This is a genomic window from Kitasatospora sp. NPDC018058 (assembly GCF_044327205.1).
Classification (GTDB): Bacteria; Actinomycetota; Actinomycetes; order Streptomycetales; family Streptomycetaceae; genus Kitasatospora.
On the sequence record NZ_JBIRFA010000008.1, the window covers coordinates 65,412 to 89,752 of the forward strand.

Sequence of the window (24,341 nt, forward strand, 5' to 3'; positions counted from 1 at the left end):
TCGCAGGCGGGGCGGGCCCGGACCGCAGGGCCTGTCCCAGACAGTCCCGGCCCGTTCCCGCCCCGCCGGACGAGTGCCCGTGACCCGGGGTCAGACCCCCGAGGTCACGGCCGGTGTCACTTCGACCACTTGGTCATCGGCGACGTGTAGCTGCTGCCGCGCCGGTAGGCGAGGATCGCGCTGTTGTCGTCGGTGACGAAGTACTCGGACATGCTCATCCCGATGTCCATGCCGTCCGGCATCGCCATGGTGCCGATGTCGCTCATCGAACCGTCGGCCGGCGACAGCGTCACCAGCTTGGCCGGCTTGTCGTAGCCCTGGCCGACGATCGCCCGGACCTTGCCGTCCTTGGTGGTGCCGGAGACCAGCCGCATGTCGTTGCTGTCCGAGGAGGAGGTGGTGGCCCAGAGACGCTTGCCGGTGTTCAGGTCGTACGCGTTGATGCCCGACTTGCTGCCGGAGACCTGGACGTACAGCGTCGTGCCGCTGACCACGTTCTGGCTGATGGCGTCGGACTGGCCGGACAGGCGCAGGCTGTCGGAGCCCGACTCCTTGGTCGGCATCTGGTTGCCGGGCTTGTTGTCCTTGTCGAACGGCAGGACGTAGTCGCCGTTCGGACCGCTGGACATCAGCACCACCAGGGGGTTGGTGCTGACGACCTTGTCGATCCGCTCGATGCTGCCGGTGAGCGGGATCGGCTGGCTGGTGGGCTGGCCGGTTTCGGCGTTGACGATCTGCAGCACCGACTTCGGGCTGGTGTCGTAGCAGCGGTCGGTGATCGCGATCTGCGAGCCGGCGGTGGCGGCGTACACGGTGCAGTCCTTGCCGCGCCCCTTGAGCTGCCAGACGGGCTGGCCGTTGTCGATGTTCAGCCCGCCGACCGGGCCGACGGCGACCACCTTGTCGGTGACGCTCAGGGTCGGCGAGGACAGCCGGTCCGCGCTGGCCTTGACGGTCCAGAGCAGCTTGCCCTGGGCGATGTCGACGGCACCGATGGTGGAGCAGTCGTAGTCACCGGTGTTGAAGGAGACCGCGACGATGTTCTTGGAGTTGTGCGAGTAGGAGGCGGTGCACAGCTCCTTGGAGCCGGACGGCACCGGGATGTTCCAGGCCTGCTTGCCGTCCGAGAGGTTGTAGGCCGTGATGCCGGTGCTGTCCGCGCGCACGGCGGTCTGGCCGGCGCCCCAGACTCCGAGCAGCTGCGAACTGGCGTCCGAGTTCTGCGGCTTGGCGGCGTTCCAGGCGACCTTGTACGTGGCGTTGCCCGGGGCGGGCGTGGGGCCCCCGTCGGTGCCGACGGAGGTGCTGCCGCTGTTGGAGGTGCTGGTCGTGGTGCCGCCCGGGCCGGCCAGCGGGTCCGGGTTGGGCTTGGGGTTGTTCCCCTTGAGCAGGACGACCAGCCCGATCACGATGGCGATCACCAGCACACCGCCGATGACACCGCCCCACAGCATCACGGGGTTGCGCTGCGCGGGCGCGGCCGGCACCGGCGCACCCGGGTAGGTGTACCCGGGCTGCTGCTGGTAGTCGTACCCGCCGGTGTTGTAGTCCGGCGCGGCGAAGCCGCCACCGGGCACCGGGTCGTACGGGCCGACGGGCGCGCCGCTCGGAGGCGGCGGGGCCTGGGCGGGGATGCCGGCCGCGGTCGGCGCGTACGCCGCGTAGTCGACGCCGCCCGGCGGCTGCGCGGGCGGTGCCGGTGGCTGGGCCGGCGGGCCTGCGGGAGCGGCCTGGCCCGGAATGGCCGAGCCGTCGAGCTGCGTCATCTGGTCCGCGACGCCGGCCGGATCCACGCCGCCGCCTGCGGGGCGTCCCAACGAGACGCCCCGGTTCCCCTGCGGGCCATTGCCGGGCGCTTCGCCCGCACCCGGCGTAGGGTGATCCCCTGCCATCTGATTCCCCGTCATGTCTGGAAGCGTCCCCGTGCCGGTACCGTCTGCGGTCCGGCGGGACGGGTGAGATTCGGCACCATGCTAGTGGTGGGTGCTTTTCGGCCGTTGCCAGGACTGCCGAACCCGGCCCCCACGGGCCCTGACCGCGCAACACTTTCACCGGCCACCCACCCCGCCGCCACGGTCGCACACCCCTTCCCCGCGGGCACGCGGGACGAAGCCGCGCGGCTCACCCCCACCCGCCGCTCATCCGATCGAGCGGGAGGACGCCCCGCACCCGCCCTCCCGGGAGCCGTCCCCCCGGACGGACGCCCCGCACCCGCCCTCCCGGGAGCCGTCCCCCCGGACGGACGCCCCGCACCCGCCCTCCCGGGAGCCGTCCCCCCGGACAGACGCCCCGCATCCGCCCTCGCGGGAGCCCACCCCCCACAGGAACACCCCTTGCGCCGTAGGCTTCAGGAGTTGAAGGGGACGCCCGGCGGAGGGGTCCCCGCCCCTGGGAGGGTGGATCATGTCGACGGACACACCGGGCTCGCAGTCGTCCCTGCACCGGGCAAACCTGGAGCGGGTGCTCCGGGCGGTGCGGATGGCCGGTTCGCTCACCCAGGCCGAGATCGCCCGCGGCACCGGTCTCTCCGCGGCCACCGTCTCCAACATCGTGCGGGAACTGAAGGAGAGCGGCACCGTCGTGGTCGCCGACACCTCCTCCGGCGGCCGCCGCGCCCGCAGCGTCTCGCTCAGCGGCGACGCCGGCATCGTGGTCGGCATCGACTTCGGCCACACCCACCTGCGGGTCGCGGTCGGCAACCTGGCGCACCGGGTGCTGGCCGAGGAGAGCGCCCCGATCGACGTGGACGTCTCCGCCGCGCAGGGCTTCGACCGGGCCGAGGCGATGGTCGAGCGGCTGCTGGAGCAGGCCGGCTTCCGCCCGGAGAAGGTGATCGGGGTCGGCCTCGGCGTGCCCGGCCCGATCGACGTGGAGACCGGCGCGCTCGGCTCCACCGCGATCCTGCCCGGCTGGACGGGCATCGCCCCGGGCCGGGAGCTGGCCGAGCGGCTCGGCATGCCGGTGCACGTGGACAACGACGCCAACCTGGGCGCGCTCGGCGAGCTGGTCTGGGGTGCCGGCCGCGGTCTGAGCGACCTCGCGTACATCAAGATCGCCAGCGGTGTCGGCGCCGGCCTGGTGGTCAACGGCCAGATCTACCGCGGCCCGGGCGGCACCGCGGGTGAGATCGGGCACATCACCCTGGACGAGGCCGGCCCGGTCTGCCGCTGCGGGAACCGGGGCTGCCTGGAGACCTTCGTCGGCTCCCGCTACCTGCTCTCGCTGCTCACCTCCACCCTCGGCCCGGACCTCACCCTGCCCCGGGTGGTCGAGCTGGCCCACCAGGGCGACCTGGGCTGCCGCCGGGTGATCGCCGACGCCGGCCGGCAGATCGGCACGGGCGTGGCCACCCTGTGCAACCTGCTCAACCCCCGCCGGGTGATCCTCGGCGGCGACCTCGCCGAGGCCGGTGAGCTGGTGCTCGCCCCGATCCGCGACTCGGTGGCCCGCTACGCCATCCCCAGCGCCGCCCGCCAGCTCTCGGTGGTCCCCGGCACTCTCGGCGGCCGGGCGGAGGTGCTCGGCGCGCTGGCCCTGGTGATGAGCGAGATGGGCGAGTCCGGGGCCCTCGGCCGCCACTGAGAACCCCCGGCGCAGAGCGGCCCGCCCGCGTGACCAGAACATCCATTCGTCAACACCACGTTGACCCGTGCCCCCGGTCCCACCTCCCGGAATGGCGGTAACCGGTCGGTGGCACCGGGCGTGCCGGTCGGTGCCCGGCAAGCGGACATTAGACTCGACCGGTCGGCACCGACCGCGACCGCCGGCCTGCCGCCGGACCGGGCAGCGACGCCCGTCGGACCGTCCGCGGTCCGTGAACACTGAACGAGGAGGAACGGGTGGCCCTGCTGACCCGCATTCGGGGACCGCGCGATCTCGACCGGCTCACGCCCGGACAGCTGGCCGCACTGGCCCAGGAGATCCGGACCTTCCTGGTGACCGAGGTCTCCAAGACGGGCGGCCACCTCGGCCCCAACCTCGGCGTGGTGGAGCTCACCATCGCGCTGCACCGGGTGTTCGACTCGCCGCGCGACCGCATCCTCTTCGACACCGGCCACCAGAGCTACGTCCACAAGCTGCTCACCGGCCGCCAGGACTTCTCCCGGCTGAAGATGAGCGGCGGCCTGTCCGGCTACCCGTCCCGCGCCGAGTCCGAGCACGACGTGATCGAGAACTCGCACGCCTCCACCGTGCTCTCGTACGCCGACGGCCTGGCCAAGGCCAACCAGCTGCTGGGCAAGAACGACCCGGTCGTCGCGGTGATCGGCGACGGCGCGCTGACCGGCGGCATGGCCTGGGAGGCGCTCAACAACATCGCCGACGCCAAGGACCTTCCGGTCGTCATCGTCGTCAACGACAACGAGCGCTCCTACTCGCCGACCATCGGCGGCCTGGCCAACCACCTCGCCACGCTGCGCACCACCCAGGGCTACGAGCGCTTCCTGTCCTGGGGCAAGGACGCGCTGCAGCGCACCCCGGTGGTCGGCCAGCAGCTGTTCGAGACGCTGCACGGCGCCAAGAAGGGCCTCAAGGACTTCATCGCCCCGCAGGGCATGTTCGAGGACCTCGGCCTCAAGTACATCGGCCCGATCGACGGCCACGACCTGACCGCCCTGGAGTCCGCGCTGACCAAGGCGCGGGGCTTCGGCGGCCCGGTGATCGTGCACTGCCTCACCGAGAAGGGCCGCGGCTACCACGCCGCCGAGAACAACGACGAGGACCGCTTCCACGCCGTCGGCGTGATCCACCCGGACACCGGCCTGCCGGTCAAGAGCTCAGGCAAGGACTGGACCTCGGTCTTCGGCGAGGAGATGGTCGCGCTCGGCCACGAGCGCGAGGACATCGTCGCCATCACCGCCGCGATGCTCCACCCGGTCGGCCTCGCCCCCTTCGCCAAGGCCTTCCCGGACCGCATCTTCGACGTCGGCATCGCCGAGCAGCACGCCGTCACCAGCGCGGCGGGCCTGGCCACCAACGGCCTGCACCCGGTGTTCGCGGTCTACGCGACCTTCCTCAACCGGGCCTTCGACCAGGTCCTGATGGACGTCGCGCTGCACAAGCTGGGCGTCACCTTCGTGCTCGACCGGGCCGGTGTCACCGGGACGGACGGCGCCTCGCACAACGGCATGTGGGACATGTCGATCCTCCAGGTCATCCCGGGCCTGCGGCTGGCCGCCCCGCGCGACGCCGACCAGGTCCGCGCCCAGCTGCGCGAGGCCGTCCAGGTCAAGGACGCCCCGACCGTGGTCCGCTACTCCAAGGGCACGGTCGGCCCGGCCGTCGCCGCGGTCGGCAAGGTCGGCGGCATGGACGTGCTGCGCGTCGCCGAGGAGCCCTCCGGCGCCCACCGCGCCGACGTGCTGATCGTCTCGGTCGGCGCGATGGCCACCACCAGCCTGGAGGTCGCCGACCTGCTGGCCGCCCAGGGCATCACCGCCACCGTGGTGGACCCGCGCTGGGTCAAGCCGGTCGACCCGGCCCTGCCGGGCCTGGCCGCCGAGCACCGGGTGGTCGTCACGATCGAGGACAACGGCCGGACCGGCGGCGTCGGCGCGGCCGTCGCGCAGGCGCTGCGGGACGCGGACGTGGACCTGCCGGTGCGCGACTTCGGTATTCCGCAGGAGTTCCTGGACCACGCCAGCCGGAACGAGATCCTGGCCGAAATCGGCCTGAACGCCCCCGACATCGCCCGCAAGGTGACCGCCCTGGTCGCCAAGCTGGACGCGGCGCCGGTCCAGGCCTGAGAAAGGGCGGCGCGGCGCCCGACAGTACGTGGGGCCGTCGCCCGTTCCGCCGACGACTGTTTGTCGTAACCGCGTAACAGTTCGCCGCGGAACAAGCTGACAATCACACTGAAAGGCGGGACCGGCGCCACCCGCGCCGATCCCGCCCGGTAGGTTGTCAACCGTGCCGACCCCCACCCACCTCCGCCCCGCAGGACTGGCCGAGCGCCTGCCCGAGCGCGCCCGTACCCACCTTCGTCAGGGGTACTGGACCAGGCTGGTGCCGGTGCTCTCGCTGGTCGCGCTGCTCACCCACATCCCCTCCTTCGTCCGGCCCGTCTGGAGCCCGGACGAGGGCTTCCTGGCCACCCAGGCCCGGATGCTGGCGGACGGCGGGGTGCTGTACGACACCGTGGTGGACCGCAAGCCGCCGCTGCTCCCCTGGCTCTACCAGGCCTGCTTCGCCGTCTTCGGCTCCGCCTCGCTGTGGCCGCTGCGCACCCTCGCGGTGGCGGCCCACCTGGTCACTGCGATCCTGCTGGCCTCGATCGCCCGCGGCCGCTGGGGCAACCGCGCCGGGGCCGGGGCCGGACTGCTCTACCTGCTGGTGTCCATCGGGCTCTCCCCGGAGGACACCCAGGCGGCGACCTTCGAGGTCTTCATGCTGCCCGCCATGGTGGCCGCCTTCCGGTACGCCGAACGGCGCCGCTGGCTGGCCGCGGGCATCGCGGTCGCGCTCTGCTCACTGACCAAGCAGACCGGCGGGGCCGTGCTGCTGCCGGTGCTCTGGATGCTGCTGCAGGACGCCCGCCGACGAGGGGTGCGCTGGCCGTCCGCGCTGTTCAAGATCGGGTTCGGCTTCGCGCTGCCGATAGCGCTGGTCGCGGTCATCCTGACCAAGCCCAAGGGCTTCCTCTTCTGGGTGGTCACCGGCAGCGGCGACTACACCACCTTCGGCGGCGCCTGGCTGCAGATGCTCGGCCGGGCCTTCGGCAACCTGGGCATCCTCGCCGCGGCGGGCCTCGGCTTCCTGTACCCGGTCGGCCGTCGGCTCTGGTTCAAGCACCGCCACCGCCCGCTGCCGGTGGCCGGCGAGGAGCACGGCTCGACCACCGACCTGTGGGTCTGGCTGCTCTCCTCGGCCATCGCGGTCAGCGTGGGCTTCCACTTCTTCGGCCACTACTACCTGCAGCTGATCCCCCCGCTGGTGCTGCTGGGCACCGGCGCGGTCGCCACCTCGGCGATCCGCTGGAAGCCCGTCCTGGTGTACACCACGGTCGCCGCCACGGTCTTCTGGGGCCTGGCGCTGGCCTGGCCGGGGGAGCAGATGAACCGCAACACCGAGGTCGCCACCGCGGTCGCCGCCCAGACCACCCCCAAGGACACCGTGCTGGTCTGGGGCATGCACCCCGAGCTGTACTGGCTGGCCGACCGCAAGCCCGCCACCCGCTACCTGACCGCGGGCTTCCTCACCAACTACAGCGGCGGCAAGGACGGCAGCCAGAACGTGGGCGAGCAGTTCAGCGTCAACAACGCCTGGCAGACCTTCGACAAGGAGCTGGCCAACGGCCTGCCCGAGGTCTTCGTGGACGACTCCGGCATCGCTCCGTACCAGCCGGTGATGATCCCCCGGATCGAGAACCTGCTGGACACCCACTACGAGATGATCGGCGTCATCGGCGACACCGTGGTGTACCGCCTCAAGCACTGAGCACCCACGCTCAGGTCCCGAGCACACCCTCGGACACCGAGCACAGACGGAAGGAGCCCCCGGCGACCAGGTCGCCGGGGGCTCCTTCCTTCGGTGGCGCTACGCCTTACGCGGGCACCGAGGCCACGCCGGGGGCGAGGAACTTCTTGCCGATCACGCGCTCCGAGACGCCCTCACGGTCCAGGTACGGGGTGATCCCGCCCAGGTGGAAGGGCCAGCCGGCGCCGGTGATCATGCAGAGGTCGATGTCCTGCGCCTCGGCGACGACACCCTCCTCCAGCATCAGACCGATCTCCTGGGCCACGGCCTCCAGGGCGCGGTTCAGGACCTGCTCCTCGGTGAGCACCGAGTCGCCGAAGGACAGCAGCTCCAGCACCTCGGGGTCGAGGACCTGCTTGCCGTCGACCCAGGTGTAGAAGCCGCGCTTGCCGGCCTTGACCACCTTGCCGAGGTTCTCGGAGACGGTGAACCGCTCCGGGAAGGCGCCGTGCAGGGTCTCCGAGACGTGCAGGGCGATGGCCGGGCCGACCAGCTCCAGCAGCACGATCGGGGACATCGGCAGGCCGAGCGGCTCGACGGCCTTCTCGACGCTGGCGATCGGGGTGCCCTCGTCGATGATGCTCTGGATCTCACCCATGAATCGGGTCAGGATCCGGTTCACCACGAACGCCGGGGCGTCCTTGACCAGGACCGAGGTCTTCTTCAGCTTCTTCGACACGGCGAAGGCGGTGGCCAGCGACGCGTCGTCGGTCTGCTCGCCGCGGACGATCTCCAGCAGCGGGAGGATCGCGACCGGGTTGAAGAAGTGGAAGCCGACGACCCGCTCGGGGTGCTTCAGCTTCGAGGCCATCTCGGTGACCGACAGCGAGGAGGTGTTGGTCGCCAGCACACAGGTCGGCGAGACCACGTTCTCCAGGTCCGCGAAGACGGTCTGCTTGACGCCCATCTCCTCGAACACGGCCTCGATGACGAAGTCCGCGTCGCCGAAGGCGGCGGCCTTGTCGAGCGAGCCGGAGACCAGGCCCTTGAGGCGGTTGGCCTTGTCCTGGCCGATCCGGCCCTTGCCGAGCAGCTTGTCGATCTCGGCGTGGACGTAGCCGACGCCCTTGTCGACGCGCTCCTGGTCGATGTCGGTGAGGACCACCGGCACCTCCAGACGGCGGGCGAACAGCAGCGCCAGCTGCGAGGCCATCAGACCGGCGCCGACGACGCCGACCTTGGAGACCGGGCGGGCCAGCGACTTGTCCGGCGCGCCGACCGGGCGCTTGGCCCGACGCTGCACCAGGTTGAAGGCGTAGATGCCGCTGCGCAGCTCGCCGCTCATGATGAGGTCGGCCAGGGCCGCGTCCTCGGCGTCGAAGCCGGCCTGCAGGCTGGCCTTGTCGGCGAAGTCGGCGTCCTTGACGGCGGCGATGATGTCCAGCGCCTTGTAGGCGGCCGGGGCGGCGCCGTGCACCTTGCCGTCGGCGACCAGACGGCCCCAGGCGACCGCGTCGTCCCAGGCCTTGCCGCGGTCGATCGCCTCGCGCTCGACGACGACGTCGCCCTTGAGGACCTTGGCGGCCCACAGCAGCGACTGCTCCAGGAAGTCGGCCGGCTCGAAGATCGCGTCGGCGATCCCCAGCTCGAACACGTCCTTGCCCTTGAGCTGCTTGTTCTGGTTCATCGAGTTCTCGATGATGACCTTGACGGCCTTACCGGCACCGATCAGGTTCGGCAGGATGGTGCAGCCGCCCCAGCCGGGGACGAGGCCGAGGAAGACCTCGGGCAGCGAGAAGGCGGGGACGCCCGCCGACACCGTGCGGTAGTCGCAGTGCAGGCCGACCTCGACGCCGCCGCCCATGGCCGCGCCGTTGTAGAACGCGAAGGTCGGGACGGGCAGCGCGGCGATCCGCTTGAAGACCTCGTGGCCGCCCTTGCCGATGGCCAGCGCGTCGGCGTGCTGCTTGAGCAGCTCGACGCCCTTGAGGTCGGCGCCGACCGCGAAGATGAACGGCTTGCCGGTGATCGCGGCGCCGACGATCTTGCCCTCGGCGGCCTCGGCCTCGACCTGGTCCAGCGCCTCGGACAGCTTCAGCAGCGAGCCCGGGCCGAAGGTGGTCGGCTTGGTGTGGTCGAAGCCGTTGTCCAGGGTGATCAGGGCCAGCTTGCCGGCCTGCAGCGGCAGGTCCAGGTGGCGGACGTGGGCGGTCGTGACGACCTCGCCCGGGAACAGCTCGGCGCCGTGCTGGAGCAGCTCAGTCGTGGTGCTCATGCTCACTTACCACCCTCGAAGTGCGGGTTCTCCCAGATGATGGTGCCGCCCATGCCGAAGCCGATGCACATCGTGGTGAGGCCGTAGCGGACGTCCGGGCGCTGCTCGAAGCGGCGGGCCAGCTGGTTCATCAGGCGCACGCCCGAGGAGGCCAGCGGGTGGCCGAAGGCGATCGCGCCGCCGAACGGGTTGACCCGCTCGTCGTCGTCCGCGATGCCGTAGTGGTCCAGGAAGGACAGTACCTGGACGGCGAAGGCCTCGTTGACCTCGAAGGCCTGGATGTCGTCGATGGTCAGACCGGCCTTGGCCAGCGCCTTCTCGGTGGCCGGCACCGGGCCGATGCCCATGACCTCGGGCTCGACGCCCGCGAAGGCGTACGAGACCAGGCGCATCTTGACCGGGAGGCCGAGCTCCTCGGCGACGTCCTCGGCGGCCAGCAGCGAGGCGGTGGCACCGTCGTTCAGACCGGCCGAGTTGCCCGCGGTGATGTTGCCGTGCGGGCGGAACGGGGTCTTGAGGTTGGCCAGGCTCTCCATCGTGGTGCCCGGGCGCATCGGCTCGTCCACGGTGGCCAGGCCCCAGCCGGTCTCGCCGACCTCGGGGTTGGTGTTGCGGATCGAGATCGGCACCAGGTCGGGCTGGATGTCGCCGTTGGCGTACGCCTTGGCGGCCTTCTCCTGCGAGCGCACGGCGTAGGCGTCGCAGCGCTCCTTGGTGATGTGCGGGAACCGGTCGTGCAGGTTCTCCGCGGTCATGCCCATGAACAGGGCGGACTCGTCGACCAGCTTCTCGGAGACGAAGCGCGGGTTCGGGTCGACGCCCTCGCCCATCGGGTGGCGGCCCATGTGCTCGACGCCGCCGGCCACGACCACGTCGTACGCGCCGAAGGCGATGCCGCCGGCGGTGGTGGTCACGGCGGTCAGCGCGCCGGCGCACATGCGGTCGATCGCGTAGCCCGGGACGGACTTCGGCAGGCCGGACAGCAGGGCGGCGGTGCGCCCGATCGTCAGACCCTGGTCGCCGATCTGCGTGGTGGCCGCGATGGCGACCTCGTCGATGCGCTCGACGGGCAGGTTCGGGTTACGGCGCACGAGCTCCCGGATGCACTTGACGACGAGGTCGTCGGCGCGGGTCTCGTGGTAGATGCCCTTCGGGCCGGCCTTGCCGAACGGGGTGCGGACGCCATCGACGAAGACGACGTCCCTCGCGGTACGAGGCACGGGGGCTCTCCTCCCAGGGACCAACAATTCGAGGTGGGCAGGCTGCCGCCGGTGAAGACCCGAGCGGCGCCGCATCACGGCCATGCTACCGGTCGGTAACCAACCTGCCCAGGCCCCTCGGAGGGTTCGGACCGTGTGTCCCGCGACACGTCCGACCAGGAAGGCTTCCCGGAGACGCCGAAGGGGATGCCGTCCGTACGGACGACATCCCCTTTTCGGAGCCCTGCCTTCGACGTGCTGCCGGGTCAGCTCTGGGCCGCGGCGGCGGCGACGAACGCGGCGGCCACCGGCGGCGCCACCAGGTCGACCTGCCACTGCCGGGCGCCGAGCCGACGCAGCGCGGTGGCCACGCCGTCGGCGTTCAGCTCGGCCGGCGGCTCCCAGGAGACCCGGCGCACCAGGTCCGGGGTGATCAGGTTCTCGGCCGGCAGGTGGTGACGCTCGGCCAGTTCGCTGACCGCGGCGCGGGCGCCGGACAGCCGGGCGGCGGCCACCGGGTCCTTCTCGGCCCAGGCCCGCGGCGGCGGCGGTCCGTCGTGCGGCGCGGCGGCCGGCGGCAGCTGGTTCTCCGGGATCTCCCGGCCGCGCTGCACCGCCGCCAGCCACTGGTCCAGCTGGCGCCGGTGCAGCCGCGGCCCGAAGCCCTGCACGGCCTGCAGCGCGGCGATGTTCAGCGGCATGGCCAGCGCGGCGTTGACGATCGCGGCGTCCGAGAGCACCCGGCCGGGGGAGACGTCGCGCTCCTGCGCCATCCGGTCGCGGGTGAGCCACAGCTCGCGCACCACGGCGAGCTGGCGGCGCCGGCGGACCTTGTGCAGCTGCGAGGTGCGCCGCCAGGGGTCGGTGCGCGGCGCCGGGCGGGGTGCGGCGGCGATCGAGGCGAACTCCTCCAGGGCCCAGTCGAGCTTGCCCTGGGCGTCCAGCTCCTGTTCGAGTGCGTCGCGCAGCTCGACCAGCACCTCGACGTCCAGAGCCGCGTAGCGCAGCCAGGGCTCGGGCAGCGGGCGGGTGGACCAGTCGACCGCCGAATGCTCCTTGGCCAGGCTCAGCCCGAGCACGTTCTCGGTCATCGGCCCGAGGCCGACCCGGGCGAAGCCGGCGATCCGCCCGGCCAGCTCGGTGTCGAACAGGCGCTGCGGTCTCATGCCCACCTCGGCCAGGCAGGGCAGGTCCTGGGTCGCGGCGTGCACCACCCACTCGGCGTCCGCGATGGCGGTGCCCAGCCCGCTGAGGTCGGGGCAGGCGATCGGGTCGATCAGGGCGGAGCCGGAGCCCGCGCGGCGCAGCTGGATGAGGTACGCGCGCTGTCCGTAGCGGTAGCCGGAGGCCCGCTCGGCGTCGACGGCGACCGGTCCGGTACCCGCGGCGAAGGCGGCGACCGTGGCGGCCAGCGCCCGCTCGTCCGCCACGACGGGCGGGATCCCCTCCTTCGGTTCGAGGAGCGGGACCGGGGCTGCTTCTTCTGGGATGGCTGCTACGGCGTCGGTCACCCACCAAGGGTACGACGGTCCCCGGAACTGGGAGTGTTGTCGGACTGGTCAGACCCTGGCCGGCGGAGGCGGCGGGTCCCTCCGCGCACGGCCGCGACGCCCCCTCCCCTGCCGGGGGTTCCCCTCACGCAGGCCTGCGGCAGCTCCTGTCACGCCTGCGGCGTCCCCCTTCTTACGCCTGCGGCGTCCCCCTTCTTACGCCTTCGGCGGCTCAGGAGGAAACGTTCCTCCTGAGCCGCCGTAGTGGTTCAACAAGTGGTCCGGCCCCGATCGGCTCAGTGAATGATGCCGGTGCGTAGCGCGACCGCGACCATCCCGGCGCGGTCACCGGTGCCGAGCTTGCGGGCGATCCGGGCCAGATGGCTCTTCACGGTGAGCGCGGACAGGCCCATCGCCACGCCGATCGCCTTGTTCGACTGGCCCTCGGCGACCAGCCGCAGCACCTCGACCTCGCGGCCGGACAGCTCGCGGTAGGCGGTCTGCTGCGGGCCCGGTGCGCCGGGGGCACCGGGAGCGCCCGGTGCGCCGGCGGCACCCGGCATGCCCGGCATCCCCGGGCGGCGCATCCGCCCGGCCAGCCCCGCGGCGCCGAGCGGCATCCCCGGGCGGCCGGACATCGCGACATTGGTGCGGGTGCCGGTGACCACGTAGCCCTTGACGCCGCCGGCCAGGGCGGAGCGGACGGCGCCGATGTCGTCGGCGGCGGACAGGGCCAGACCGTTGGGCCAGCCCGCGGCGCGGGTCTCGGCGAGGATGGTCAGCCCGGAGCCGTCGGGCAGGTGCACGTCGGCGACGCAGATGTCGCGCGGAGTGGAGACCCGGGGGCGGGCCTCGGCGATTGAGGACACCTCGATCACGTCGCGGACGCCGAGCGCCCATAGGTGGCGGGTGACGGTGTTTCGGACGCGGGGATCGGCGATGACCACCATGGCGGTGGGCTTGGTCGGGCGGTAGGCGACCACGTTTGCGGGGTGCTCAAGAAGGACCGACACCAGGCCTCCTGCGGGGAGTGGCGGACGGAACCCCGATGGGGGCGGTCGGAGTGTTCCGCGTTTGGAAAGGGTCACAGTCTGCTTCGGCAGCTACCGGGCCCGGCTTTAGCGAAAGATCACGATCTAGTGAGTAACAATACGGACAAATCGCGCATATGACTGATGCAACATGCTTCGAATTCGCACAAAATCGATCAGAAACGTCGCCGATCAGTCGATTCCGACCGGTTAATTGACGTAGAGTGGGATCGAAGTCACACTCCGTCAGTCCTGGGGGTGGCGTCGGGGCGGGAGGTGCCGCCCGGCCCGGACGCCACTCGTCAGTGCGACCGCGGGCGTCGCCGGGAAGGCATCGGGACCACCCCACCGAGTGACGTGACCTCGGCCGCCGGCTGCGGGTCCGGGGTGGCCGGCGGCAGCCCGGCGCTGATGCAGAGCAGGTCCCCCCAGGCCGCCAGGTGCCGCTCGAACCGGCCGTCGGCCGGCGTCCAGGAGGCGCGGATCTCGATCTCGGTCGAGGACGGGCGGTCCGCCAGACCGCCGAAGTACTGCGAGGCGCAGCGGGTCACCGTGCCGGACGGCTCCGCGTACCCGGCGCCGTGCGCCTGCAGCGCGTCCATCAGCCAGGCCCAGCCGACCTCGGAGAGCATCGGGTCGCCGGCCATCTCCGGCTCCAGCTCGGCCCGGGTCATGGTGACCACCCGGAACTCCCCGTTCCAGGCCTCCTGCCCGGCCGGGTCGTACAGCAGCACCAGCCGGCCGTCGGCCAGTTCCTCGCCGTCCACCTCCACGGTGGCGGTCAGCGCGACCGCGTGCGGGGCGAGCCGACGCGGGGCCGGCGCGGGGGAGAGCTGGATCTCGGGCCGAAGCCGCGCCCCGTTCAGGGCCTCCACGGCGGCCCGGAACTCACTCGGCGCCCCCTCCCGACCCGTTCCGCCACCTGCTCCGCCACCCTGCGCGGGGTGCCCGCCGACCGCTGCCATGACCCGAAGACTAGGTCGAAAACCCGGGTTATCGCCGCAACTTCCGTCCGCGCGGCGTGCCGGAACGGCAAACCCGGCCAGATCTTGGAGGAAGTGACGAGGCCGCCCGGGAAGTGCGGACCGAGGCGCATGCGAAGATTTGTCCCGTGAGCGAGACTACGGCAGACACGACGGCGGCCACCCTCGACGGCCGACCCACCCCCGCGCGCCGCGGCGCCGCGCACGACTCCGCGTTCCTGCGCGCCTGCCGGCACGAGCCGGTGCCGCACACCCCGGTGTGGTTCATGCGCCAGGCGGGCCGCTCGCTGCCCGAGTACCTGAAGGTCCGCGAGGGCGTTCCCATGCTGGAGTCCTGCATGCGGCCCGAGCTGGTCAAGGAGATCACCCTCCAGCCGGTGCGCCGGCACAAGGTGGACGCGGCGATCTTCTTCAGCGACATCGTGGTGCCGCTCAAGGCCGTCGGTATCGACGTGGACATCAAGTCCGGCGTCGGTCCGGTCATCGCCGATCCGATCCGTACCTTCGAGGACCTCAAGCGGCTGCGCCCGCTGGAGCCCGACGACGTCCCGTACATCACCGAGGCCGTCGGCCTGCTGGTGGACGAGCTCGGCGAGACCCCGCTGATCGGCTTCGCCGGTGCGCCGTACACCCTGGCCAGCTACCTGGTCGAGGGCGGGCCCTCGAAGAACCACGAGAACACCAAGGCCATGATGTACGGGCAGCCCGAGCTGTGGGCCGCCCTGGTGGACCGGCTCGCGGAGATCACCTCGACCTTCCTGAAGGTGCAGATCGAGGCGGGCGCCTCGGCGATCCAGCTGTTCGACTCCTGGGTCGGCTCGCTCGCGCCGGACGACTACCGCCGCTCGGTCATGCCGGCCAGCACCAAGGTCTTCGACTCCGTCGCTCACTACGGCGTGCCGCGGATCCACTTCGGCGTCGGCACCGGCGAGCTGCTCGGGCTGATGGGCCAGGCCGGCGCGGACATCGTCGGCGTCGACTGGCGGGTGCCGCTGAACGTCGCCGCCGAGCGGGTCGGCCCCGGCAAGGGCCTGCAGGGCAACCTCGACCCGGCGGTGCTGTTCGCGCCGACCAAGGTCGTGGAGACCAAGGCCCGTGAGGTGCTGCACGCGGCCCAGGCGCTCGGCACCAGCGGCCACATCTTCAACCTCGGCCACGGCGTGCTGCCGTCCATGGACCCGGACGCGCTCTCCCGCCTGGTCGCCTTCGTGCACGAGGCCAGCGCGCGCTGACGCACTGACGCGTCGGCGTACCGACGTACGGCGGTGGCGGGCCCTTCGGCTGCGGCGGGTCCGCCACCCGCCCGGGAGACCGCGACTCCGTCACAGCGCGGCGCCGGGACGGACACGATCCACCCCGCCGTGACCTCGGTCCCCGCCCGGCGCAGCAGCGCCGCCGCCACCCCGTCCCCGGGCCGCAGCTCCCTGGTGAACGTCCCGTCGTACACCCGCCCGCAGTCGCACGACGGACTGCGCGCCATCAGCAGCGCCCGCCGCGGCCCCGCCGCCTCGCCCGCCCCGAGCGCCGCCCCGTCCCCACCCACGATCTCCCCTCCTTACCACACGCTCCAAGCGGCGGGTCGCAGTGCCTCGGGACTCGCTATCTTGGGGGCATGAGCGAGCTGCCGGACTGGATGTACGCGCCCAGAGACGAGGGCTGGTTTGCCGACGACCTCGACCACTTGCCGCAGGCGCCGCGGCACACCGAACTGATCGACGGAGCCCTGGTCTTCATGATGTCTCCCCAGCGCTGGTGGCACGGAGACGTCGTTACGGACCTCGTGTACACGCTGCGTCGCCAGGTGTCGAAGGGGTACCGGGTCGGCAGGGAGATGTCGATCAAGCTCGACAAGCGGAACCGTCCCGAACCGGACGTGCTCGTCGTCCGAGCCGAGTTCGAGCCCGATCGCACCCAGTTCACTCCCGATGAGGTGGCCCTCGTCGTCGAGGTCGTCTCCCCGGAGTCCGCGCACCGCGACCGTACGGTCAAGTTCCGCAAGTACGCCGAGGCAGGTATCCCGCACTACTGGATCGTCGAGGAGGAGGACGGTCTGCCGGTTGCGCACGTCTTCGAGCTGGAGCCCGTGACCTCCTCCTATGTCTCGGCCGGGATCTTCCGGGGAAAGCTCGTACGTCCGGTGCCTTTCCCGATCGAGATCGACCTGGACGAGCTGGTGCCCAACAGCGGGCGTGCAGCGGAGTGAGGGTTCGACGTAAAGACCTGCGAGACTGCGAGGCATGTCGGATGCACAGGTCGTCGTCGTCGGTGGTGGGATCGCGGGGCTGGCTGCGGCCGCCTTTCTGAGCGGGGCGGCCGGGGGGCCGGCGCGGGCTCGGGTGACGGTGCTGGAGGCGTCGGGGCGGGTCGGCGGGAAGCTGTGGGGCGGGGAGGTCGGCGGGGTCCGGGTGGACCTCGGGGCCGAATCGGTGCTGGCGCGGCGGCCGGAGGCGGTGGAGCTGGCGCGGGCGGTCGGGCTGGGGGAGGAGCTGGAACCGCCGACCACCGCGAAGGCGGCGATCTGGACCCGGGGCGCGCTGCGGCCGCTGCCGGGCGGGCAGGTGATGGGCGTCCCGGGTGACCTGGAGGCGCTGGCGGCCTCCGGGGTGCTGACCGCCGAGGGGCTGGAGCGGGCCCGGCACGAGCGGGGGACCGAGGTCGGGGCCGATGTCGCGATCGGCCGCTACGTCGCCGACCGGCTCGGCCAGGAGGTGGTGGACCGGCTGGTCGAGCCGCTGCTGGGCGGCGTCTACGCCGGGCGCTCCGACGAGATCTCGCTGCGCGCCGCGGTACCGCAGCTGCTGCCGATCGCGCAGGGCGGCGGCTCGCTGGTCGAGGGGGTGCGCGAGCTCGCCTCCCGGCCGCAGGTGGTCGGCACCCCGGTGTTCCAGGGGCTGCGCGGCGGCCTCGGCACCCTGCCGGAGGCGGTCGCCGCCGCCTGCGTCAAGGCGGGCGTGGACCTGCTCACCGACACCCCGGTGGACGAGCTGCGCCGCACCCCCGAGGGCTGGCGCGTGGTGGCCGGCGGCGAGGTGCTGCGCGCCGACGCCGTGGTGCTGGCCGTCCCGGCCCCGACCGCGGCCCGGCTGCTGCGCACGGACGCCCCGGCGGCCGCCGTCGAGCTGGACTCCGTCGAGTACGCGGGCATGGCGCTGGTGACGCTGGCGTTCCGCCGGGCCGACCTGGCCGAGCCGCCGAGCGGCAGCGGCTTCCTGGTGCCGCCGGTGGACGGCCGACGGATCAAGGCCTCGACCTTCTCCTCCAACAAGTGGGGCTGGCTGGAGCGCTCCGCCCCGGACGCCTTCCTGCTGCGCACCTCGCTGGGCCGGTACCGCGAGGACGAGGCGCTGGAGCTGCCGGACGAGGAGCTGGTGGCCCGCTCGCTGGCGGACCTGGCGGAGGCGATCGGGCTGACCGCCCGGCCGTACGACACCTTCGTCTCGCGCTTCACCGCCGGCCTGCCGCAGTACCCGGTGGGCCATCTGGACCGGGTGGCCCGGGTGCGGGCGGCGGCGGAGGCGGTGGGCGCGCTGGCGCTGTGCGGCGCCGCGTACGACGGGGTCGGCATTCCGGCCTGTATCGGTTCAGCGGCCGCCGCGGCGGCCGCCATCGACAAACTGTTGACCCCGGCGACCGGGGAAGGTTCCACGGAGAGGACAATGGGCGCATGACTGAGACCGTTGAGCAGCAGCCGGAGCAGCAGCCCGAGAAGAAGAAGGCGCGCGACCTGAACCAGGTCATCCGCTACACCATGTGGTCGGTGTTCAAGCTCAAGGGCGCCCTGCCCGAGGACCGCACGGCCCTGGCGGCCGAGGTGGACGAGCTGTTCGCCCAGCTGGCCGCGAAGGACGTGACCGTCCGCGGCACGTACGACGTGTCCGGTCTGCGCGCGGACGCCGACATCCTCGTCTGGTGGCACGCCGGCGACTCGGACGACCTGCAGGAGGCGTACAACCGCTTCCGCCGCACCGGCCTGGGCCGCCACCTGGAGCCGGTCTGGTCGAACATGGCGCTGCACCGCCCGGCCGAGTTCAACAAGTCGCACATCCCGGCGTTCCTCGCCGACGAGCGTCCGCGCGACTACGTCTGCGTCTACCCATTCGTCCGCTCCTACGAGTGGTACCTGCTGCCGGACGCCGAGCGGCGCGCGATGCTCGCCGAGCACGGCCAGATGGCCCGCGGCTACCCGGACGTGCGGGCCAACACGGTCGCCTCGTTCGCCCTCGGCGACTACGAGTGGCTGCTCGCCTTCGAGGCGGACGAGCTGCACCGCATCGTCGACCTGATGCGCGACCTGCGCCCGTCCCGGGCCCGGCTGCACGTCCGCGAGGAGGTGCCGTTCTTCACCGGCCGCCGCAAGCCGGTGAGCGAGCTGCTGAACGGCCTGGTCTGACCGCTTCGGCCGTGACGACGGAGGCCGCCTCCCCCTGCTCCGGCAAGGGAGAGGCGGCCTCCGGCCGTTTCCGGGGCCGTGCCCGGTTCACGTCCGGTGCGGGCGGAGGGCGGCGCGCAGGCGGGGGTCGGCGAGGGCGGCGGGGCCGTTCATGGCGACGGCGGTGAGGAGTTCGCGTTCCTCGTCGTCGGCGAGGCCGCGTTGGCGGGTGGGGCGGACCTCACGGAGGACTTCCTGGCCGATGGGGGAGGCCCAGCGGGTGAAGGGATAGACGTCGACGCGGGCCATCAGCAGGGTGCCCGAGGTGAGGACCAGGGGCAGCGAGAACCAGGCGAGCGGGGCGAGGGGGTCGCCGCCGGTGAAGCCGCTGAGCGAGAGGGCGGCGGCGAGCAGGACCAGGGTCAGCAGCATGGCGTGCCGGACCTGGCGGACCGCCACCACGGTGTTGCGCTGCACCAGGGCCGGGGTGGCCAGGCCGGCCAGGGCGAGTCGGGCGCCGATCTCCAGCACGGTGGGGTGCTCGCCCATCGCGCGGCGCAGTTCGTCCGTACGGCACTGGCCCTCGGGGCCGACGGTGGCGATGATCGCGCGTTCCAGGCGGCTGCGGCCCTTGGGGTCGACCACGGTGGTCCAGCCGGTGTGCGCGAGGTGCAGACGGCCCCGGCCGGCCATCAGGACCAGGGCGAGTTCCACCACCCGGTCCGGGCCGCCGGCCAGGTAGGCGGTCTCGTACAGCCCGATGCCGACGGCCTCCGGCGGGCGCAGCCGCTCCTGGTCGGCCAGGGCGTCGGCGGTGGCGGTCATCCGCACCAGCCGGAGGCAGGACAGCACCGCCGCGACGCAGGCCGGGATCAGGAACAGCAACCACATGGGCTTGTTGTATGCCTGGGCCGATGGCGCGGGGAACGACTTCCCGGACCGCGATACCGAACTGTGACGTCAGGAGCCGCCGCAGCTGCTCCCACAGCTCGAACCGCAGCTGGACGACGAGGACCCGCAGCTGGAGGAGGAACCGCAGCTGGAGGAGGAACCGCAGCTCGACGAGGAGCCGCACGAGGAGTGGTGCGAGGAGCCGCACGAGGAGTGGTGCGTCGAGCCGGAGTCCGACGAGTCGTACCAGGTGGTGGAGGCGCCGCAGGAGGAGGACGACGAGGACGAGAAGGACGACGAGGACGAGGACGAGGACGAGGACGAGGACGAGGAGGAGGAGAAGAAGGATGAGGACGAGGCCGAGGTGGCCTGCCGGAACGCCTCCTCCTCGGCTGCCACGGCCAGCATCGCGGCCTCCAGCTCCTGGTTGTCCAGCGAGGCCGCGGCCAGCCCGCCCAGGGCGACCGCGCCCAGCATCGCGCCGCCCGTCAGCTTCGGTGAGACACCGGACGCGGGCGTCCACGGGGTGCCCTGCATCAGGGTCAGCTGACGCTGCCCGGCCGGGGTGACCAGGCCCTTCGCCGGTGCGGTGGTGACCAGCGCGACGGCGCCGGCGAACAGCAGGAAGCCCGGGATGAAGAGGTTGGGCCGGTCGCCGAGGAGGTCGCCGTTGTCGAGCAGCAGCGAGACCGGGATGGAGGCCGCGACGAGGAGCACGGTCTGCCAGAGCAGCCGACGGGCCTTGTGGGCGTGCCGCAGCCGCTCGGGGCGGCGCATCAGGCCGCGGTCGGCGAGCCGGTCGCCGATCTCCTGGACCGCGGCCGAGCGCATCACCATACGGCGCAGCGGGGCGAGTTGACGGCTGCCGGTCGGGCCGACGGCGTCGTGGACCGCCTGGTCGACGGTGTCGTACGGCTTGCCGCCGGTGAGGGTGACCAGCCCGGCGCGGCTGATCACGGCCTGCTCGTCGAGGTGCATCCGGACCAGCACGGTGTCGAAGACCCGGCCCGGGCCGCCGGCCAGGAACGCGGTGTCCAGCAGTGGCAGTCCGCGGCCGGGCAGGCCCTGCGGGTGCGGGACGTGGCCGACCCGCTGCCGGGTCTGGACGGCGTACAGGGCGGCGGCGGCCAACAGGACGGCCGGGATCAGGAAGTAGCTGTTGTGCCACATGGGCGGTTCCCCCGAGATGACGTTGGATCAGCGTCCGCGCAGGGCCCGGCGCAGACGGGCGAGCGGGCCGGGCGGCCGCTCGGGTGCCGGGTGGAGCCACTGCTCCAGGGCCCGGCGGCGGTCGGCGGCGAGCGGGCCGCCGTCGGTGCGCACCCACTCGGCGAAGGCCCGGGCGTCGGCGCGGTAGCCGCCGGTCTGCGGGTGGGTGCGGGCGTAGTCGAGGAAGAGCGGCCCGTACCGGGCCCCGAGCAGGCGGGGCAGGTCGGGGGCGACCTTCGCGGTGGTGTCGCGCCGTTTGGCGGCGAGGCCGGTGGACTGGGCGCGGACCTGGTCCGGGTCGAAGCCGGGCGGGACGGGCCCGCCGGCCACCAGGGCGGTCAGCAGCTCCGCCTGGCGCCGGGCCAACCTCTCCCGGGGGGTGCCAGTTCCAGCCGCGTCTTCCAGGTCCTTCATCGCAGGGTGCTCCCCTCCAGCACCCGGCGGATGGCGTCCAGTTCACCGGCCAGCTCCGAGGGCGGCGGGAAGTCGGCGTCCCGTTCCAGCAGGACGCCGGGTGGTGCGACCCGCGCGCAGAGTTCGGCCAGGACTTCCAGCACCGGTTCGGTGACGGGGTGGGCGTGGGTGTCGTGCCAGACGCCGTCGACCAGGGTGCCGCCCGCGACGTGCACGTAGGCGAGCGCCTCCAGTGGCAGGCGGTCGAGTTCGGCGGCCGGGTCGACGCCCAGGTTGACCCGGTTGGTGTGCAGGTTGGCGACATCGATCAGCAGTCGGACGCCGGTGCGCCCGACCAGTTCGGCGAGGAACTCGCCCTCGGTGAACTCGTCGTCCGGCCAAGCGAGTTGGGCGGCGATGTTCTCCAGGGCGAGCGGCACCGGCAGCTGGTCCTGGGCGATCCGGACGTTCTCGGCGATGACCCGCAGCGAGTCCCGGGTGCGGGGTACGGGCAGCAGGTGGCCGGCCTCCAGGCCGCCGGCCCGGACGAAGGCCAGGTGCTCGGTGACCAGCGGGGAGCCGAGCGCGAGTGCCGCCCCGGCGAGCTTGCCGAGCCGGTCGGGGTCGGGCAGGTCGGCGCCGCCGAGGCCGAGGCCGACGCCGTGCGGGACGACGGTGACGCCGCGTTCGCGCAGCACGGTGAGCGAGGTGGGCAGGTGGTCGGCGCAGATGTTCTCGGCGACCACCTCGACCCAGTCCAGGCCGGGTTGGCGCTCGACCACGGTGTCGATCTCGCTGCGCCAGCCGAGGCCCACGCCGAGCCGGGTGACGGCGGCGGAGCCGGGCAGGTCCAGGGCAGGGGAAGTCATCGGTTCGCCCCCTTCGGAGGGCTGGACGGGGAGGCCGTCGGGCGGTGCGGGCGTCGTCGCCAGGACCGCGTGGCCGTGCTGCTGAGGATGTCCCCGAGTGGGGTGGCTGCCAAGCCTCACCCGGTCTTCTCAGAGCATTATTTGAGCTTGCCGTCCTGATGAGGAGGCACTCTAGCCCCCGGCCCGGGCCGTTCGCGCAGGTGGGGTGGCCTGTGGACGGGAAAACCGGAGGCGCCGGGCGGGGGCCCCGTATAGCGTGCGAACCCATGACTTCGACTGAACTGACGATCCGGGACTTCCGCCCCGAGGACGCCGAGGCGGTGGCGGCCGCGCACCGGGCCGGGCGCGAGCACCTGGTGATGACCGCCCGGGCCCTGCTCTGGATGAACGCCCGACAGAATCCCGACGAGCACTTCCGCACCTTCGTCGCCGAGTCGGACGGCCGAGTGGTCGGCGCGGTGCGCTGCGGCCTGGTGCTCGGGACGACGACCACCGGCGTCGGCTACGCCAACGGCAGTGTGCTGCCGGGGTTCCGGCGGCGCGGCGCGGCGACCGCGCTGCTGGCCGCGGCCGAACGGCACCTGGCCGGGCACGGGGTGACCGAGCTGCACACCTGGATGGACGAGGAGCCCGACTCGCTGGCCTTCGCCTCCGCCCGGGGCTACGAGCTCGGGAGCACGGCGCAGTTCGGCGGGAGGGACCTGACGCTGCCGCTGCCCCAGGCGCCGGTGCGGCCGGTCGGTGTCGAACTGCGCCCGGCCACCGACTGGGCGGACGATCCGCGCCCACTGTTCCTGGTGGAGGCGGAGGCCATCCGGGACGAGCCCGGCGAGGTGTCGATGGACGCCCTGGACTACGAGGAGTGGCTGCATGGCGATTGGGCCCGACCGGACCTGGACCGGGGGCTGACCGTGGTCGCCGTGGTGGACGGCGAACCGGCCGCGTTCACCATGGTGCAGACCGACGGGGTGGACCGCTACTGGTCCGCGTTCACCGCCTGCCGTCGGGAGTTCCGCGGGCGCGGCCTGAGCAAGCTGGCCAAGCTGGAGTCGCTGCGGCTCGCGGCGGCGGCGGGCTACCGGCGCGCGTACACCAGCAACGACATGACCAACGCGCCGATGCTGGCGATCAACGCCTGGCTGGGGTACGAGCGCTGCGCGGGGGAGCGCAAGGGGGTCAAGCGGCTCGCGTAGCCGGCCGCGCCGCGAATCCGACGTGCCGTCGATAATGTGCGGGGTCGCGAGGGGCGGTGAATTCCCCCGGAGTCCCGCGGAGTCCGGAGAGGCGCGGCGGCGAATTGCGTGTGAGGGGGTATTTCCGGCCATGGGCGGGAAATTATCCATCGGTGCACAGTTCGTGGCCGAGCCTTCCTCCGGGGGGATGATATGGAGATCCTGCTCCAGGTTCTGATCGCTTCGGTTCCGGCCGTGATCGGTTTCCTCGCCGCCCGTTCCCTCGCCCGGACCAGGGTGTTCCTGCGGTACGGCTTCCTGCGGGCGCTGCTGGCGCCGTACAGCCGGGTGCAGATCATCACGCCCAGCCTGGAGGTCGCGGAGTTCGCCTACGCCACGGAGGGCTGCCTGCTGGCCAGTCGGGAGCCGCGGAACGTGCTGTTCATGCCGATGGCCGAGGCCAGGGCGATAGCGCAGCTGATCGACCTGCTGCGGAAGGTCAACCGGAAGGCGACCATCGAGCTGGTGGTGGCGGGCGCGCAGGACCCGCGGATGCCGACCTTCTCGATCGGCGGGCCGAGCGTCAACTCCTACTCGGGCGGGGTGCTCGACGTGGTATTCCCGGATTTCCGGATCGAGTACCCGGACGCGGCCCGCGCCCGCTGGGGCGGAATGACCTTCGAGGCGCTGTGCAACGCGGCCGGGGAGCTGATCCGGGACCACGGCTTCATCTTCGTCACCCGTACGCCCCGGCACGCGCCGTGCATCGTGCTGTGCGGGGTGTTCGCCTTCGGCTCGGCGATGGCGGTGGAGGCGCTGGCGACGGCGAACCGGACATCGCCGCTGGCGGCGCTGTTCCGCTCGGGGGAGAAAGGATTCGTCGCAGTGGAGGGCCGGGTGATCGGCCTGGACACCGTGGACGTCACGGTCGAGGTCTGCCGGATCCTGCCGCCGCTGTGAGCCCGGGGCCCTGAGGCCTGTGCGGTGTAGACCAATCATTCCGGAGTCTGAGACGATCGGTCTCGACCTCGGGGTGCGAATTCGGAC

Annotated in this window: 17 protein-coding genes and 2 pseudogenes; 9 read left to right on the forward strand and 10 right to left on the reverse strand. The window is 72.3% G+C overall.

Features of this window, described 5'->3' with window-relative positions; genetic code table 11:
* Positions 1–116: 116 nt before the first annotated feature.
* Positions 117–1,817 carry a PQQ-binding-like beta-propeller repeat protein gene (locus ACH4E7_RS13280; RefSeq protein WP_396249163.1) on the reverse strand — a complete coding sequence of 567 codons (1,701 nt, stop codon included), beginning with the start codon at positions 1,815–1,817 and terminating at the stop codon, positions 117–119.
* 586 nt (positions 1,818–2,403) lie between these two features.
* Between ACH4E7_RS13280 and ACH4E7_RS13285 the strand changes: the two genes are divergently transcribed.
* From ACH4E7_RS13285 to ACH4E7_RS13295, 3 genes are all read left to right on the forward strand, one after another.
* On the forward strand, positions 2,404–3,582 hold the full coding sequence (locus tag ACH4E7_RS13285) for an ROK family transcriptional regulator (protein WP_355671788.1): 1,179 nt from the start codon (positions 2,404–2,406) through the stop codon (positions 3,580–3,582).
* Positions 3,583–3,839: 257 nt separating this feature from the next.
* Positions 3,840–5,744, forward strand: coding sequence for a 1-deoxy-D-xylulose-5-phosphate synthase (gene dxs / locus ACH4E7_RS13290; RefSeq protein WP_396249164.1), 1,905 nt, complete (start codon positions 3,840–3,842; stop codon positions 5,742–5,744).
* A gap of 163 nt (positions 5,745–5,907) precedes the next feature.
* Positions 5,908–7,434 carry an ArnT family glycosyltransferase gene (locus tag ACH4E7_RS13295; RefSeq protein ID WP_396249165.1) on the forward strand — a complete coding sequence of 509 codons (1,527 nt, stop codon included), beginning with the start codon at positions 5,908–5,910 and terminating at the stop codon, positions 7,432–7,434.
* A gap of 106 nt (positions 7,435–7,540) precedes the next feature.
* Here ACH4E7_RS13295 and ACH4E7_RS13300 read toward each other — a convergent pair whose 3' ends face one another.
* The 5 genes from ACH4E7_RS13300 to ACH4E7_RS13320 form a co-directional block, all read right to left on the reverse strand.
* The gene (locus tag ACH4E7_RS13300) at positions 7,541–9,688 is read right to left on the reverse strand and encodes a 3-hydroxyacyl-CoA dehydrogenase NAD-binding domain-containing protein (RefSeq protein ID WP_396249166.1); all 2,148 of its coding nucleotides are present in this window, start codon (positions 9,686–9,688) and stop codon (positions 7,541–7,543) included.
* 2 nt (positions 9,689–9,690) lie between these two features.
* Positions 9,691–10,908: a thiolase family protein gene (locus ACH4E7_RS13305; protein WP_393026069.1), complete on the reverse strand. Its 1,218-nt coding sequence runs from the start codon at positions 10,906–10,908 to the stop codon at positions 9,691–9,693.
* A gap of 245 nt (positions 10,909–11,153) precedes the next feature.
* Positions 11,154–12,398 carry a ribonuclease D gene (locus tag ACH4E7_RS13310; RefSeq protein WP_396249167.1) on the reverse strand — a complete coding sequence of 415 codons (1,245 nt, stop codon included), beginning with the start codon at positions 12,396–12,398 and terminating at the stop codon, positions 11,154–11,156.
* A 275-nt stretch (positions 12,399–12,673) separates the two neighbouring features.
* Positions 12,674–13,390, reverse strand: a complete 717-nt coding sequence (locus tag ACH4E7_RS13315; RefSeq protein WP_396249168.1) for a LuxR C-terminal-related transcriptional regulator — start codon at positions 13,388–13,390, stop codon at positions 12,674–12,676.
* A 320-nt stretch (positions 13,391–13,710) separates the two neighbouring features.
* Positions 13,711–14,373 (reverse strand): DUF3000 domain-containing protein, encoded by a 663-nt coding sequence (locus ACH4E7_RS13320; RefSeq protein ID WP_396249169.1) that lies wholly within the window; start codon positions 14,371–14,373, stop codon positions 13,711–13,713.
* A gap of 146 nt (positions 14,374–14,519) precedes the next feature.
* Between ACH4E7_RS13320 and hemE the strand changes: the two genes are divergently transcribed.
* Positions 14,520–15,623, forward strand: coding sequence for a uroporphyrinogen decarboxylase (gene hemE / locus ACH4E7_RS13325; protein WP_396249170.1), 1,104 nt, complete (start codon positions 14,520–14,522; stop codon positions 15,621–15,623).
* Positions 15,624–15,763: 140 nt separating this feature from the next.
* On the opposite strand, the pseudogene ACH4E7_RS13330 reads toward hemE, so the two are convergent.
* A pseudogene (locus ACH4E7_RS13330) lies at positions 15,764–15,934 on the reverse strand (DUF523 domain-containing protein); the annotation flags it as partial.
* A gap of 69 nt (positions 15,935–16,003) precedes the next feature.
* Between ACH4E7_RS13330 and ACH4E7_RS13335 the strand changes: the two are divergent.
* Genes ACH4E7_RS13335 through hemQ form a run of 3 tightly spaced genes read left to right on the forward strand, consistent with a single transcriptional unit; the run spans position 16,004 to position 18,781 of the window.
* Positions 16,004–16,594, forward strand: coding sequence for a Uma2 family endonuclease (locus ACH4E7_RS13335; protein ID WP_396249171.1), 591 nt, complete (start codon positions 16,004–16,006; stop codon positions 16,592–16,594).
* Between the two features lie 34 nt (positions 16,595–16,628).
* Complete coding sequence (gene hemG, locus ACH4E7_RS13340) at positions 16,629–18,059, forward strand: protoporphyrinogen oxidase (protein WP_396249172.1); 1,431 nt, start codon at positions 16,629–16,631, stop codon at positions 18,057–18,059.
* Positions 18,056–18,781, forward strand: a complete 726-nt coding sequence (gene hemQ, locus ACH4E7_RS13345) for a hydrogen peroxide-dependent heme synthase (RefSeq protein WP_355671798.1) — start codon at positions 18,056–18,058, stop codon at positions 18,779–18,781. The genes hemG and hemQ overlap by 4 nt, the downstream gene beginning before the upstream one ends.
* 87 nt (positions 18,782–18,868) lie before the next feature.
* On the opposite strand, the gene ACH4E7_RS13350 is transcribed toward hemQ, so the two are convergent.
* The 3 genes and pseudogenes from ACH4E7_RS13350 to ACH4E7_RS13360 form a co-directional block, all read right to left on the reverse strand.
* A complete protein-coding gene (locus tag ACH4E7_RS13350; RefSeq protein WP_396249173.1) occupies positions 18,869–19,651 on the reverse strand; it encodes a TIGR04222 domain-containing membrane protein in 783 nt (260 codons plus the stop codon).
* A gap of 69 nt (positions 19,652–19,720) precedes the next feature.
* Entirely contained in the window at positions 19,721–20,821 is a 1,101-nt protein-coding gene (locus ACH4E7_RS13355; RefSeq protein WP_396249174.1) for a TIGR04222 domain-containing membrane protein, read from the reverse strand.
* A 27-nt stretch (positions 20,822–20,848) separates the two neighbouring features.
* Positions 20,849–22,122: pseudogene (locus ACH4E7_RS13360) on the reverse strand (DUF692 domain-containing protein).
* 266 nt (positions 22,123–22,388) lie between these two features.
* On the opposite strand from ACH4E7_RS13360, the gene ACH4E7_RS13365 reads away from it, so the two are divergent.
* Positions 22,389–23,315 (forward strand): GNAT family N-acetyltransferase, encoded by a 927-nt coding sequence (locus tag ACH4E7_RS13365; RefSeq protein WP_396249175.1) that lies wholly within the window; start codon positions 22,389–22,391, stop codon positions 23,313–23,315.
* A gap of 192 nt (positions 23,316–23,507) precedes the next feature.
* A complete protein-coding gene (locus ACH4E7_RS13370; RefSeq protein ID WP_396249176.1) occupies positions 23,508–24,254 on the forward strand; it encodes a hypothetical protein in 747 nt (248 codons plus the stop codon).
* Positions 24,255–24,341 lie beyond the last annotated feature (87 nt).